Annotated in this window: 13 protein-coding genes; 10 read left to right on the forward strand and 3 right to left on the reverse strand. The window is 33.8% G+C overall.

The features are described from left to right. Positions 1-71 precede the first annotated feature (71 nt). A complete protein-coding gene (locus RAM17_RS09900) occupies positions 72-1,316 on the reverse strand; it encodes a hypothetical protein (RefSeq protein WP_110447425.1) in 1,245 nt (414 codons plus the stop codon). A 664-nt stretch (positions 1,317-1,980) separates the two neighbouring features. Between RAM17_RS09900 and rsfS the strand changes: the two genes are divergently transcribed. The 9 genes from rsfS to RAM17_RS09945 all read left to right on the forward strand — a co-directional run bounded on the left by rsfS (position 1,981) and on the right by RAM17_RS09945 (position 9,118). Next, on the forward strand, positions 1,981-2,295 hold the full coding sequence (gene rsfS, locus RAM17_RS09905; protein ID WP_232351485.1) for a ribosome silencing factor: 315 nt from the start codon (positions 1,981-1,983) through the stop codon (positions 2,293-2,295). A 4-nt stretch (positions 2,296-2,299) separates the two neighbouring features. Then, positions 2,300-2,770, forward strand: a complete 471-nt coding sequence (gene rlmH / locus RAM17_RS09910; protein WP_110447423.1) for a 23S rRNA (pseudouridine(1915)-N(3))-methyltransferase RlmH — start codon at positions 2,300-2,302, stop codon at positions 2,768-2,770. A 13-nt stretch (positions 2,771-2,783) separates the two neighbouring features. Continuing rightward, entirely contained in the window at positions 2,784-3,248 is a 465-nt protein-coding gene (ybeY, locus tag RAM17_RS09915; RefSeq protein WP_110447422.1) for an rRNA maturation RNase YbeY, read from the forward strand. A gap of 86 nt (positions 3,249-3,334) precedes the next feature. After that, the gene (gene corC / locus RAM17_RS09920; protein ID WP_110447421.1) at positions 3,335-4,207 is read left to right on the forward strand and encodes a CNNM family magnesium/cobalt transport protein CorC; all 873 of its coding nucleotides are present in this window, start codon (positions 3,335-3,337) and stop codon (positions 4,205-4,207) included. After that, the gene (lnt, locus tag RAM17_RS09925; protein ID WP_110447420.1) at positions 4,200-5,741 is read left to right on the forward strand and encodes an apolipoprotein N-acyltransferase; all 1,542 of its coding nucleotides are present in this window, start codon (positions 4,200-4,202) and stop codon (positions 5,739-5,741) included. Before corC ends, lnt begins: the two co-directional genes overlap by 8 nt. Before the next feature lie 226 nt (positions 5,742-5,967). Beyond that, positions 5,968-6,876 carry a glutamate/aspartate ABC transporter substrate-binding protein gene (locus RAM17_RS09930; RefSeq protein ID WP_110447419.1) on the forward strand — a complete coding sequence of 303 codons (909 nt, stop codon included), beginning with the start codon at positions 5,968-5,970 and terminating at the stop codon, positions 6,874-6,876. A gap of 82 nt (positions 6,877-6,958) precedes the next feature. Next, positions 6,959-7,693 (forward strand): amino acid ABC transporter permease, encoded by a 735-nt coding sequence (locus RAM17_RS09935; RefSeq protein WP_110447418.1) that lies wholly within the window; start codon positions 6,959-6,961, stop codon positions 7,691-7,693. Between the two features lies 1 nt (position 7,694). Continuing rightward, positions 7,695-8,396 carry an ABC transporter permease subunit gene (locus tag RAM17_RS09940; RefSeq protein ID WP_110447417.1) on the forward strand — a complete coding sequence of 234 codons (702 nt, stop codon included), beginning with the start codon at positions 7,695-7,697 and terminating at the stop codon, positions 8,394-8,396. Continuing rightward, positions 8,393-9,118 carry an amino acid ABC transporter ATP-binding protein gene (locus RAM17_RS09945; protein ID WP_110447416.1) on the forward strand — a complete coding sequence of 242 codons (726 nt, stop codon included), beginning with the start codon at positions 8,393-8,395 and terminating at the stop codon, positions 9,116-9,118. Before RAM17_RS09940 ends, RAM17_RS09945 begins: the two co-directional genes overlap by 4 nt. Before the next feature lie 75 nt (positions 9,119-9,193). On the opposite strand, the gene recD is transcribed toward RAM17_RS09945, so the two are convergent. Both recD and RAM17_RS09955 read right to left on the reverse strand, forming a co-directional pair. Continuing rightward, the gene (gene recD, locus RAM17_RS09950; protein ID WP_110447415.1) at positions 9,194-11,050 is read right to left on the reverse strand and encodes an exodeoxyribonuclease V subunit alpha; all 1,857 of its coding nucleotides are present in this window, start codon (positions 11,048-11,050) and stop codon (positions 9,194-9,196) included. Positions 11,051-11,074: 24 nt separating this feature from the next. Then, complete coding sequence (locus RAM17_RS09955) at positions 11,075-12,652, reverse strand: DUF4139 domain-containing protein (protein WP_110447414.1); 1,578 nt, start codon at positions 12,650-12,652, stop codon at positions 11,075-11,077. Between the two features lie 231 nt (positions 12,653-12,883). On the opposite strand from RAM17_RS09955, the gene nadR reads away from it, so the two are divergent. Next, positions 12,884-14,116: a multifunctional transcriptional regulator/nicotinamide-nucleotide adenylyltransferase/ribosylnicotinamide kinase NadR gene (gene nadR / locus RAM17_RS09960; RefSeq protein WP_065614557.1), complete on the forward strand. Its 1,233-nt coding sequence runs from the start codon at positions 12,884-12,886 to the stop codon at positions 14,114-14,116. The last annotated feature ends 2 nt before the right edge of the window (positions 14,117-14,118 follow it).

Genomic DNA, 14,118 nt, shown 5'->3' on the forward strand with positions numbered 1-14,118 from the left:
CACCCCATACCATCTTTGGATGATATGGGGTGGTTTATTATGGCAATTAGCTAATCAATATATAATTAACACTAAGGCGTAACACAGACGGCCAAAGTTTTTGTAGTAATATCTCTACGATGAACATCTGCATCATCTGAATATACCACAAACCCAGTTCTTGAACTTTGTAAATCAATTGTCCAATAAAAAGTATTAGAAAAATTAGCGCCAACATAGTAATCCATAAATCCCCACTCCGAGAAAAAACCAGCATTGATTGTGCGTTGATAACGATTATTCGGTGATGATGGCGTTGCACCGATAGCGCCTACACAACGATCGTCAGATAAAGTGCCTTGACAAGAAGCATTGGTTAAATCTTTAACTTGTGCAAGACGATAACCAATATTTTTGCACCAGTACAACGCTTGAGAATAAGTACTATTAATACGACGCTGGACAAACCACTGTCGTAGCACAAAACCATATTTTACTACTTCTTTACCATTGCTATCTTTACCAACTAATTCAAAAGTTTGTGGTAAATCAGGTTGAGTTATCGGGTCAGGAGAACTTGTGTTCCATTGAGAAGCGGAAGCTACAGGGCCGGTTAATGTAACACGAACACTAGTATTGTTTGAATTAGGTCTCATAGTTGCCGTAATGCCACTTCGCGTAACGGGTGTCCATGTCAAAGGCCCATTATAACCACCAATGTCTAAATCAAAATATAGATGATCAGCACCAGTTGTAGGAAAATTTAGATGATAAGATGATGGTGTCGTTGACTGGGTTAAAAAACCTTTATAGGTATTCCACATCCATTCTGGACCTCGATAGTCTACAATATCACCATTAACCCTATCCTTTTCTCCACCATATTTTAAGTTGGGTTTTGCAAAACAAACGGATGGTGATGCTTTAGGATTAATATAATAGCTGACACTACCAGTACTAAAACTACTTCGATTAGGAAAACCATAACGTGTAGTTAAATAACCAGCAGAACTACTCAATGATAGTTTATACGGAGAATTACAAATTGATGGTATTTCATTACGAGGCACAGATCTATTATTTTTATCAACAATGGTTAAAGTTAAATCGCCAGTAGCTGAAATATTATTACTTCCTTGACCATCACCATCATCATCGCCCCAATAGTTATAAGGTGCCCCAATAAGTGTATTCATTGCAATTTTATTAATATTGGTCGGAACTAACATACCTATATCAGCAAAACTATCACCAACACGGGGTAATTCAATTGGCGTTATCAATGAATCATTTGTTTCAGGTGTAATTTTTCTACCATCAGATAAGGTTATTGCCAATAGATTATTTGTATCAGTAATACGAGTATGACCTTTATCAAAAGTTAAATATGGTGCACTACCATGAATAACGTTAGTTGTATATACTGATAATGCATAACTACATGGTGAAAAGGATAAAACTAAAACAACTGCTATAACTAAAAAAAACGGTAAGAATAAAATAAATCTTATAAATTGAGGAAAAATTAAAATATTGAGAAATATAAAACTCTGATTGCAATAATGAAATAATTTTAAATTATAGGTTGGGCAGATTTGGTGTTTGGTGTTTGGTGTTGTAAATTATAATGCATAGCGACAATCCTGTCAAATAATCTTATGTTTTATTTGGTTTTTTTAATTCTTTTCGACTAAATACTCGTCGAGTATTGTACTTAAAATCTGCTAAAAGTATAGTAACTGAAAATAACCAATGCAACTGCTTTTTAAAAGTTAAATTGTTAACTTTTGTAAATATTATTAGTGAGATAACCAGTTAAATCATATTTTCAATCCGTTAAAAACCCCTTTTCTTTATTTTTTTGATTAAAATAGCTCTTGTTAAAATTTTTTTTGTGACTTTTTAAAAATAGAGAGTTATTTCAGAGAAACGCTATTTTCAAGGCGATTAAAAAAAAATATGTTATACTAATGCTTTATTTAAAATTGTAGAGAGATTATTTTGCAACAATCATTACAAGATTTTATTATTGATAAAATTGATGACCTCAAAGGAGAAGATATAGTTACTCTAGATGTTCGTGGTAAATCAAGTATTACCGATTATATGATTATCTGCACAGCCACATCTAGCCGTCATGTAGCATCAATAGCAAGACACTTACTTGATGAAGCAAAAAAACAAGGCCATCTTGTATTAGGAAGTGAAGGCCAAAATGATGCTGATTGGGTGGTAGTTGATATGGATTCTGTCATTGTACATATCATGCAAGAACAGAGCCGACAACTTTACGAACTCGAGAAACTTTGGAGTTAGTGACGTGAAAATACAGCTTATTGCTGTTGGCAATAAAATGCCCAATTGGGTAACCACTGCTTTTAATGATTACCAATCCCGTTTCCCCAAAGATATGCCTTTAGAACTTATCGAAATAGCAGCAGGAAAACGGACTAAAAATGCCGATATTGTGCGAATTTTAGATAAAGAAGGTGAATTAATGCTAGCTGCATGCGGCAAAGGTAATCGCATTGTCACATTGGATATTCCAGGCAAACCTTATACGACCCATGATTTAGCAAAACAACTTGAACGTTGGAAAACCGATGGTCGTGATGTCAGTTTGTTAATTGGCGGTCCTGAAGGTTTGTCGCCAGCCTGTAAAGCGGCTGCTGACCAAAGTTGGTCATTATCGCCTTTAACATTGCCTCATCCATTAGTACGAGTCATTGTTTCTGAAAGCCTTTATCGTGCATGGAGTTTAACGGCTAATCATCCTTATCATCGTGAATAGGTCGAATTATAAAATGAGCACTATTATTTTAGATTTGCAAATTGCTAGTGAGCATCATGAGAATCTACCAACAGAACAACAAATTATGCAATGGCTAGAAGTGATCTTACCGCAATTTATGGATAATGCCGAAATTACTATACGTATTGTCGACGAAGAAGAGAGCCAACATCTTAATTACACTTATCGTAATAAAGATAAACCGACAAATGTCTTATCATTCCCATTTGAATCACCAATTGAAATTGATGTGCCGTTACTCGGTGATTTAGTGATTTGTAAAAAAGTGGTTGAAATCGAAGCTAGCGAACAACATAAATCATTAACATCACATTGGGCACATATGATTGTCCATGGATGTTTGCATTTATTAGGATATGATCATATTCTTGACGAAGAAGCTGAAGAAATGGAAAATATCGAAATCGACATCATGGCACAATTAGGTTTTGATAATCCTTATCAACTAATTGATTAAATAAATGTGACTAATAATCTGTTTAGATATTAGAACAATAACAATAAATCCAATTATATTTGGTATTACAAAAGGAAGAGAGCAAAATGAGTGATGATAATCACCGGAGACCCAAAAAAGGGTTTACATTATGGTTAAGTCAATTATTCAATTCAGAACCAAAGGATAAAGAAGAACTGATTGAAGTTATTCGTGAGGCTGAAGAAAATCAACTCATTGATCCTGATACCCTTGATATGATCGAAGGTGTAATGGATATAGCCGATCAACGCGTTCGTGATATCATGATACCCCGCTCTCAAATTGTAACAATCAAAGATAATTTCACCCTTGATGAATGTTTAGATATTATTTCTGAACATGGCCATTCACGTTATCCAGTAATTAGTGAAGATCGAGACCATATCGAAGGGGTTCTATTAGCCAAAGATTTACTCATTTATATTCGACAAGGTGTAAACGATTTTGATTTGAAAAAGATCCTAAGACCAACTGTTGTCGTTCCTGAAAGTAAACGCGTTGACCATATGTTAAAAGAATTCCGCATGCAACGCTATCATATGGCGATGGCAATTGACGAGTTTGGTGGTGTTTCAGGCTTAGTCACTATCGAGGATATTTTGGAACTTATTGTTGGGGATATTGAGGATGAATACGATGAAGTTGAAGATCGTGATATTCGCCGTTTATCACCATCAGTTTATTCTGTCCGAGCCCTTACTTCAGTAGAAGATTTTAATGAAATTTTTGCTACCACGTTTAGTGATGATGAAATGGATACTATTGGCGGACTCGTCATGCAACATTTTGGCCGTTTACCAATCCGTGGCGAAACGATTACTATTGATGGTTATCAATTTAAAGTAACCATTGCTGACCGAAGACGAATTATTCAATTGCATGTCACAATCCCTGAAAATGCCGCTATACCTAATTTAGAGCAATCAGAAAATGCTTAAGCAGATTTTATTGAGCTTTATCTTTGGTGCAATTGCTGTATTCAGCTATGCGCCCTTTCATATCTGGCCACTTGCTTTTGTAGCATTTGCTAGCCTTTTATGGTTAATTGCTGATAAACCGAAAAAGAAAGCAATGCTTATTGGTTTTAGCTGGGGAATTGGCTATTTTCTATCTGGTGCTCATTGGGTTTATATAAGCATTAAACAATATGGTGAAGTACCAACTCCGGTAGCGGTAATTATTTTAGGACTTCTAATCGCATACTTAGCATTTTATCCTATGTTATTTGCATTATTGTTAAGAGTATGTGACAGCTTCGCACCAAAATTCTCAATAAAACAATTGGTTTTCCTGGCCCCTATATTGTGGCAGCTTACTGAATTTTTACGTGGTTATATTTTAACTGGTTTTGCTTGGTTAGAAGTGGGATATAGTCAACTAGACAGTCCATTAAGAGGCTACTTCCCAATAGTTGGAATAAATGGTGTCACATTAATATTGACTATCTGCTGTGGTTTGGTCATCTATTGTTTAAATATGGCATTAAGCCGCTCGACTAAAAAGCACCCAATTGGTGCAATATTCGCACTATTTACGCTCTTTATTGCACCAATATCATTCAATTTAATTAATTGGACAACAATTGACCACAGCCGTTCTGCTGATTTTAGCTTAATTCAAGGTAATATTTCACAATCTCTTCGCTGGACCAGAGAGCAACTAAATAATACTCTGCAAACTTATGGTTCATTAACCGAACAAAATCTTGCTAAAGATAAAATTATTATTTGGTCTGAAGCAAGTATCACAGATTACGAAATTAATCAGCAACCGTTCCTCCAATTTTTAGACAACGAAGCAAGAGCAAATAATAGTGAAATAGCTGTTGGTATTATTGATTACCGTTTAGAAAATTACGGTTATCAAGAAAATCCTGATATTTATAACACATTGCTAGTGTTAGGTGGAAAAACACCATATCAATACCCTAACACCAATCGTTATCAGAAACATCATTTAGTGCCGTTCGGTGAATTTACTCCTTTTGAATCATTACTTGATCCTATTGCGCAAATGCTTGATATCCCAATGTCATCCATGCAAGCGGGGGCTGAAAAACAACCACCACTTGAGATAAAAGGCTTTAAATTTACTACAGCAATATGCTATGAAGTTATTTTATCCGACTTAATATTGAAAAACTTTACGGCAGACACAGATTTTTTACTAACTGTATCTAATGATGCTTGGTTTGGTAACAGTATTGGCCCCAAACAACATTTACAAATGGCGCAAGCAAGAGCCTTAGAATTTGGCAGACCAATGATTCGTAGTACCAATACAGGCATTACAGCAATTATTGATCATCACGGTCAAATTGTTAAACAATTACCACAATTTCAAACTCAGGTTTTAAATTACAAATTATCCCCTACCGTTGGTTTAACCCCTTATGCAAGGTTTGGAAACCTTTCCTATTACCTAATTATTTCAATACTATTTATTCTGATTTTTGTAAAAAACCGTCGCTAAGCAATATTTTGGCATAAATATTGCTTCTATATTATTGAAATTCAGAAAATTGGCTACGTTAAGAATTGATAAAGATCATAGAATTTCTTGACTGTAGCTTGTCCTTTTAAACGATAAATAAACAGTAAAAAGTACTTTTATGCTAAAAAATAAGTTATAATATACGCCCTTTGTAAAAATATTAAATTTATTTAATATGATACAAATTAAACAGTAGGAGATGAGTATGTACAAAAAGACAAAACTAACCAAATTAGTGTTATCATTAGCAATGCTAGGCCTAATGAGTGGTGCCGCAGTTGCAGAAGAACTAAGTGGTACATTGGCTAAGATCAAAGAAAGCGGTGTAATTGTTGTTGGTCATCGAGAGTCTTCTATCCCATTTTCCTACTATGGTGAAAAACAAGAAGTTATCGGTTATTCTCAAGATTACTCTAACTTAATTGTAGATGCAGTCAAAAAAGAACTAAACTTACCGGATCTTAAAGTTAAATATTTACCTGTTACCTCTAAGACTCGAATTCAATTACTAAATAACTATACCTATGATTTTGAGTGTGGTTCTACAACAAACAATCTTGAACGTCAAAAGACTGTAGATTTTTCTGACAGTATTTTTATTGTAGGTACCCGATTCCTTGTTAAAGCAGATAGTAATATCAATAGTATTGAAGACTTAAAAGGAAAAAATGTGGTGACTACCGCTGGTACTACATCTGAAGTCCGTTTAAATCAAATCAACAATAAAGAAAAATTGGGTATTCGTATTATTACACCAAAAGATCATGGTGATGCATTTAATGCTCTCGAAACTGGTCGAGCTGTAGCATTTTTAATGGATGATGCACTTTTAGCGGGCGAACGTTCACGTGCAATTAATCCTGCAGAATGGAAAATTGTCGGTGAGCCATTATCTTATGAATCTTATGGTTGTATGTTAAGAAAAGGTGATACCCAATTTAAACAATTAATGGATAAAACCATTGCTGATGCCCAAAAATCAGGAAAAGCATTAGAATCTTATAACAAATGGTTCACTCAACCTGTTCCACCAAAAGGAGCGAATATGGCTCTAGAAATTTCACCAAAAATGGTTGAGCTTTTTGCAAATCCAAATGATAAAGCATTAGATTAATACTTTTCTTATCTTTCTAATCCTATGTACTAAATGGTCGTTACATTTAGTACATAATCTAATTTAGTGAAATAAATATATTATGAGTTTCAATTGGACACTATTTCTTGAATCCACCCCGTATGGTGATGGAATTTACTTAAACTGGCTTTTGGACGGTATTATTGTAACCGTTTCATTAGCGGTTACTGCTTGGATCATTGCATTCATACTAGGATCACTAGTGGGAATCTGTAGAACATTAGAAAATAAATTTCTAAATCGTTTTGCAGCCGGTTATATCCAACTATTCCGTAATATCCCATTACTAGTACAAATGTTTTTATGGTACATGTTATTTCCAGAAATTCTATCTGGAAGTTTAAAAACATGGTTTATATCTGGCTTATCACCGGATGTTAGTGCATTTATTACGGCAGCAATTGCTTTAGGCTTGTTTACTTCTGCGCGTATTGCGGAACAAGTTAGAACCGGTATTCAAACTTTACCTAAAGGTCAACGTTATGCCGCTATTGCACTTGGTTTAACAAATCGACAAGCATATATGTATGTTTTACTACCTAACGCTTATCGTCGTATTATTCCACCACTTACGTCTGAAATGACCAATATCATTAAAAATTCATCAGTTGCATCCACCATTGGATTGATAGATTTGATTGGTCAAATAGATCGCATTAATGATGCAACCAACAGCATTGTTGAAATATTATGTGGAGTAACAATTGCATTTATGTTGATAAACTATGCCGTACTTACCATTATGCGTTTTGTTGAAAAACAAACCCGCTTACCTAATATGAGTCATGGAGGATAATATGCAACTACTAAATTGGATTGCAGATATACCTTCATTGGTATTAGACAATTATCATTTACTATTAAGTGGATTGTGGTTAACCGCTAAAATTACATTTACTGCCGTTGTATTTGGTATTGTTTGGGGGACAGTATTAGCTTTAATGCGTTTATCAAATAATAAAATACTAAATATTTTTGCTAAATGTTATGTCAATTTATTCCGTTCCATTCCATTACTGTTAGTTTTGTTATGGTTCTATTTAGCATTACCACAAGTTATTAAACATATATTTAATTTACCTCCTTATGCTGATGTTAGGATTGTTTCAGCAATGATTGCATTTGCTTTATTTGAAGCAGCTTACTATTCTGAAATCATACGTGCAGGAATTAATGCGGTTGCTAGAGGTCAATATCATGCAGCTTACGCATTAGGTATGACCAAAAGTCAGGCAATGCGTTTGATAATATTACCACAAGCATTTAGATCAATGGTGCCATTGTTGTTAACGCAAGGTATTATCTTGTTCCAGGATACCTCTTTGGTTTATGTGATGAGCTTAATTGATTTATTTGGTGCCAGTGTGACCCAAATCGGTACGGTTCAGGGTGGCACAGTTAAATATTCAATGATTATTTTTGCAGCAATAAGTTACTTTATAATTTGTTATACTGCTTCTCGTTTAGTTAATTATTTCAAGAAAGGGATAAGTCGATGATCTCCTTACAAAATGTATCAAAATGGTACGGAAAATTTCAAGTATTAAAAAACTGTACTACAAGAGTAGGTAAAGGTGAAGTTGTTGTTGTTTGTGGGCCTTCTGGTTCAGGTAAATCAACACTAATCAAAACCGTAAATGCTCTAGAACCTATTCAACAAGGTAAAATTATTATTGATGGTACTGAGATTACAAATCCATCGACTAATTTAGCAAAACTGCGTTCAAAAGTGGGAATGGTATTTCAGCACTTCGAGCTTTTCCCTCATTTAACAATTTTGAAAAATTTGACACTTGCTCAAATTAAGGTATTAGGCCGATCAAATGAAGAAGCGCGTGAAAAAGCGCTAACGCTATTAGATCGTGTTGGCTTATTAGCTCATGCGGATAAATTCCCTGCTCAACTATCTGGCGGTCAACAACAACGTGTTGCAATCGCTCGAGCACTATGTATGGATCCTGTCGTTATGCTATTTGATGAACCAACCTCGGCTCTTGATCCAGAAATGGTTAATGAAGTACTAGATGTTATGGTTGAATTAGCTTATGAAGGCATGACAATGATGGTTGTTACCCATGAGATGGGCTTTGCACGTAAAGTTGCACACCGAGTAATCTTTATGGATGCAGGTGAAATCATTGAAGATACCTCAAAAGAACAATTCTTTACCAATCCACGATCAGATCGAGCTAAAGACTTTTTAGCTAAGATCATCCACTAATAAATAAAAAGAGCACCAACTATAATACAATAAGTTGGTGCTTTATCTTTATCAGCAATAATTTAAGTGTCGATACTATTGTAAAACATTTTTTATCTGTTCCACTAAGCCACTTTCTCGATGTATTTGACTTTTCACTACACGATCTAAAATTTTAGCATCAGCATAAATTGAAACTGTTTTTTTAGCCCTTGTTATTGCAGTATAGAGCAATGATCGATTAAGTAATGGTGAAAATTCTGTTGGTAGAATAATATTGACATGATCAAATTCAGAACCTTGAGATTTATGGATCGTCATTGCATAGGCTGTTTCATGCTCGGGTAATCGATAGGGAGAAAAGCCTTTAATAGAACCATCAGAAAAAGGGAAATAAACCCGTAGTTTTGAGTGATCATGTTCAGCCCTAAGTGTAATACCAATATCACCATTATATAAACCTAATGCGGTACTATTACGTAAGATCATAATTGGTCGGCCAATATACCATTGATCACGATTATTTAATTTAATCAATTTATGTTTGGTCAATAATAACTCAATTTGTTTATTTAACCCTCCTACCCCAAACTTACCTTCACGTAAAGCACACAGTAAACGACACTCAGCAAATTTGCCTAAAATACTGGCAATATCATTATTTTGATGATGTTTAATAGCATTTAGATAATTTTTATAATGTGCGACACAATCATCTAAAACAGCTTGGTAAGTTTGACTTGAAGATAATTCATAATAACAAGCATCTGGTAAAGATTTATTGGCTAGCAGTTTTTTAACCGCTTGCAATTGACCTTCTTTCACCGCATTAGCCAACAAGCCTATTCCTGAATACTCATTAAAACGATAACTTTTTTTCAATAAGCAAATACTATCGGTGATCATGCTTGCAGGTTGGTCTGCGATTGGAATAGCATAGCCAGTTAATCGACTTAGTTCATCTGCCCTAGATTGACTATATCCATTTAAAATAAAGTCACATAAGTCTCCAAATACCGCACCTGCTTCCACAGAAGATAGCTGATCTTTATCACCCAACAAGATTAAGCGAGCACAATCAGGCAGAGCTTCAATAATTCTTGCCATCATATTCAGATCAACCATTGAAGCTTCATCAACCACAAGAACATCAATATGTAATTGATTGTGTTTGTTATAATTAAATGAGCGATTATCGGTTTTCGCACCTAATAAACGGTGCAGAGTCACTGCTTCGGTTTTAATATTTAATGATTCAAAAGATAACTGTTCAATTGCTCGACTAAGAGATTCGGTTAACCTTGATGCAGCTTTCCCTGTTGGTGCTGCAGCCACGATTCGCGTGGTAGGATCATTTAACACTATTCCGGCCAAAATTTTAGCTACTGTTGTTGTTTTACCTGTACCTGGGCCACCTGAAATAATGGCTACTTTACGAGTTAGTGCCACCGCAACCGCAATTTTTTGCCAATCAACAGTTGTATTATCATCAACAAATAGTTGGTCAAGAATATTTTTTAAGTCGATCGGTTTACTTGATGCAATATTCAATTGTGGTTGATTAAAATACTGAGCAACATGACGTTCATCTAGCCACATACGTTGAAAATAAAGTTTATTTTCAATAAAAATAAGTGGTGCAAGTTGTTCTCCATCACTTACTACTTGTTTATTTGAAGCTACACTGAGTACATTAACCCAATCTTCAACGGTTGGAGTATTGAGCTCCTGCCAAAGTTGCGGATCAATAACTTGTTGATTCAGGCGAGTAATATCAAGACAAACATGACCTGACCTGACTTCTTGACTTAACGATATAATTAAAAAGGCAAAACGTTTGCTAATAATTTCATCGTTGCCATCAACTTTATTGACCAAAAATTGGGCCAAATGAAGATCAAGTAAACTGATCTGACTGTTTTGCTTAAATTGCTCGAACCAATTAGTTAACATAGGTTATACTTTATTTTATGAGGTTTATAAACCATATATATCTTCTTCTTTATCATTTGGATAAGTGAGTTTAAAACCTAAATTAAGATCTTTAGTTTCATTTGGATTTAAAGTAAATCGCCAAGTTAATAATCCAGTTTGTTTATCATATTGAGCACCATCATATTTGGTATCAGCAAGTATTACGGTTTTATTTAAAATTACCGGTAGCTGATCATTAACTTCTATATCAATTGGCAATGTTTTATTATTTTTGACATCAATAGTATAAGCATACTTTTGTGAAATATCATCACCAGATAGTAATGGAGTTGAGGTTTCTTTAACATTACGATTGCGGGCGATTAAAATGTTTTTATCACGTCCTAATGAAAAATCCAATGTCTCTTTAGCACTTTGGGTTGAGATAGTTGTCTCACCAACAAAATCTCCATTAAAGAAGATATTGGCTTTTCCTGAGAATAGATTCAGTTTATCCCAGTCTCTTATCTGTGCTAGTAAATAAACACTACTATCTAATTTAGGCGTTGAAATATAATGATAACTAGCTTCAACTTCTTTTGTCTGCAATGTAAGAATATTATTTTCACTATTGGTTTTGATAGTATGAGGTAATTTAACATCAAAATGGGTATTGATACCTAAAGTATTAACTTTGGTATTTTGGCCAGGCTCTACCAATCTTGATTTTGATTCTCGTTCGTAATATTCTTCTTTCTCGGACTTGGAAAAAAATAGACCACTTTTTTCACTATAAACATCAATATACCATGGATTAATTTCTGGGGCAGATATACCTTTACTTGGATTAGAGGTTGATAAACTAAAATCGACATTTTGCCAATCTAAACCACTGTTTTGATAAATTGCTGCTTTATAGGTCAATTGTAAAGGCGAATTAATATCGGCAACTCGGACATCATAAATCGGTTCCCAACCAGCTTCAGAGGTAACATATGAAAGTGTAATAGGTAATGTAATATCTTTATTGGAAATGACTTTGACAACAACCGCATTATGTAATTTGTCAGCTTCTTGCATTTCATCTATTTGGGTTTGGCATTGTTTAATTTGTTCATCTAACAAATCAATTTCTTTTTGTAATCGACTTTGTTCATTTAATGTCAAAATTAGATTAGCTTTCACAAAATCAAGTGCATTTTTCATGGCAACTAAATCAGCAGATCCACTTTTAACTAAACTATCTAAGCGATTACCTTGCAAAAGTGAAACTTGTTCATTCACCACTTTTAATTGAATTTCTACAATATCATGCTTTTCTTGTAGTTGTTGCAGTTTATCAATAACTTTTTGAATATCCTGATCATTATTAATACTTCCAGCATATTTATTATTTAATGATGTCGACAATATTTTGACATCATTATTACCAAAACCAACATTGATTGAATCAGGCTTAACATTATTAGCGATACCTGTTAATATGATTTCACTTTCACCTTTAGTTAATAAAACAGTTGACTGACCTTGTAATTCGGCACCTTGTAAAAACAAAGTTACTTTATTTAATGTAACATTATTATTTGCCAAAGCACTCCCTGAAATTAATGCAATCGCCAATGCAATTTTATGAATTTTCATATTAGCATTTCCCTATATCACCATGATTTTATTTATTAATCTACTAAATTAATGTAATTAAAAATATAATTATCTACAGTTTTTTTATGATAAAAATATTCATTATTTTATATTTAATCAGCATAAGATTTAAATTACAAATCAAAAATATTTATTTTTTGTTTAGTATATTGAACATTTATAAAAAATAATGTAGATTTTGTAACAAATAAAAAACGAAAAGGAGGCGGTATGGATGGTTTCAATTATTTAAAAGCAGCCATAAAACGCAAAAACTTATCATTACAGACTGTTGCTGATGCTTGTCAAATGACTAAAGGTTATTTGAGCCAATTGATTAATGATAAAATTAAAAATCCAAGCGCACAGAAATTACAATCACTGCATCATTATTTACAAATAGACTTAGCCAGCAAAAATAAAAAAGTTGGAGTGATTTTTGGAAAATTTTATCCATTGCATACTGGTCATATTTATTTGATTCAACGTGCAATTAGCCAAGTTGATGAACTTTATATTATTCTTTGTTCCGACACCATCCGGGATATGGCGTTATTTGAAGAAAGTGCTATGTCACGCCAACCAACGATCAATGATAGGATTCGTTGGTTGTTACAAACATTCAAATATCAAAAAAATATCCATATTGAACTTTTAGAAGAAGATGGTATTCCGGCTTATCCAAATGGTTGGAATGAATGGAGTGATAGAGTCAAAAAATTATTTAAAGAAAAAGGCATTAATCCTAGTTGCGTCTATTCAAGTGAACCACAAGATGTAGCCATGTATAAAGATTTATTCGATTTAGACACAGTACTTATCGATCCTACTCGGCAATTTATGCAAGTCAGTGGTACTCAAATTCGTCAAGCCCCATTAAAAAATTGGCAATATATACCAACAGAAGTGAGACCATTTTTTGTGAGAACGGTGGCTATTCTTGGTGGTGAATCAAGCGGTAAATCGACATTAGTAAATAAATTAGCCAATATGTTTAATACCACTAGTGCTTGGGAATATGGCCGTGATTATGTATTTTCTCATCTTGGTGGCGATGAACGTGCATTGCAATATGCTGACTATGATAAAATTGCATTAGGGCATGCTCAATATATTGATTTTGCTATCAAACATGCTAATAAAGTGTCATTTATTGATACTGATTTTATTACCACTCAAGCATTTTGTAAAAAATATGAAGGTAAAGAACATCCTTTTTTACAAGCTATGATCAATAATTATCGATTCGATTTAGTTATCTTATTAGGTAATAACACACCGTGGGTTGCTGATGGATTAAGAAGTTTAGGCAGTCCAAAACAACGAAAAGATTTTCAACAATTACTGATCTCATTGTTAGAAAAAAATCATATCAAATACATCCAAATTGATTCACCAGATTATGAAGAGCGTTATTTGCGAAGTATCGAACTAGTCAATCAACTTATTAATGATGAAGAGTAATA

This window comes from Gilliamella apis, from assembly GCF_030758615.1.
Classification (GTDB): domain Bacteria; phylum Pseudomonadota; class Gammaproteobacteria; order Enterobacterales; family Orbaceae; genus Gilliamella; species Gilliamella apis_A.

Excerpts from the sequence above, each read along its gene's own strand:
- RAM17_RS09955 (WP_110447414.1), bottom strand. The coding sequence starts at position 12,652 with ATGAAAATTCATAAAATTGCATTGGCGATTGCATTAATTTCAGGGAGT.
- lnt (WP_110447420.1), top strand. The coding sequence starts at position 4,200 with ATGCTTAAGCAGATTTTATTGAGCTTTATCTTTGGTGCAATTGCTGTA.
- corC (WP_110447421.1), top strand. The coding sequence starts at position 3,335 with ATGAGTGATGATAATCACCGGAGACCCAAAAAAGGGTTTACATTATGG.
- RAM17_RS09945 (WP_110447416.1), top strand. The coding sequence starts at position 8,393 with ATGATCTCCTTACAAAATGTATCAAAATGGTACGGAAAATTTCAAGTA.
- nadR (WP_065614557.1), top strand. The coding sequence starts at position 12,884 with ATGGATGGTTTCAATTATTTAAAAGCAGCCATAAAACGCAAAAACTTA.
- RAM17_RS09930 (WP_110447419.1), top strand. The coding sequence starts at position 5,968 with ATGTACAAAAAGACAAAACTAACCAAATTAGTGTTATCATTAGCAATG.
- recD (WP_110447415.1), bottom strand. The coding sequence starts at position 11,050 with ATGTTAACTAATTGGTTCGAGCAATTTAAGCAAAACAGTCAGATCAGT.
- RAM17_RS09940 (WP_110447417.1), top strand. The coding sequence starts at position 7,695 with ATGCAACTACTAAATTGGATTGCAGATATACCTTCATTGGTATTAGAC.
- RAM17_RS09935 (WP_110447418.1), top strand. The coding sequence starts at position 6,959 with ATGAGTTTCAATTGGACACTATTTCTTGAATCCACCCCGTATGGTGAT.
- ybeY (WP_110447422.1), top strand. The coding sequence starts at position 2,784 with ATGAGCACTATTATTTTAGATTTGCAAATTGCTAGTGAGCATCATGAG.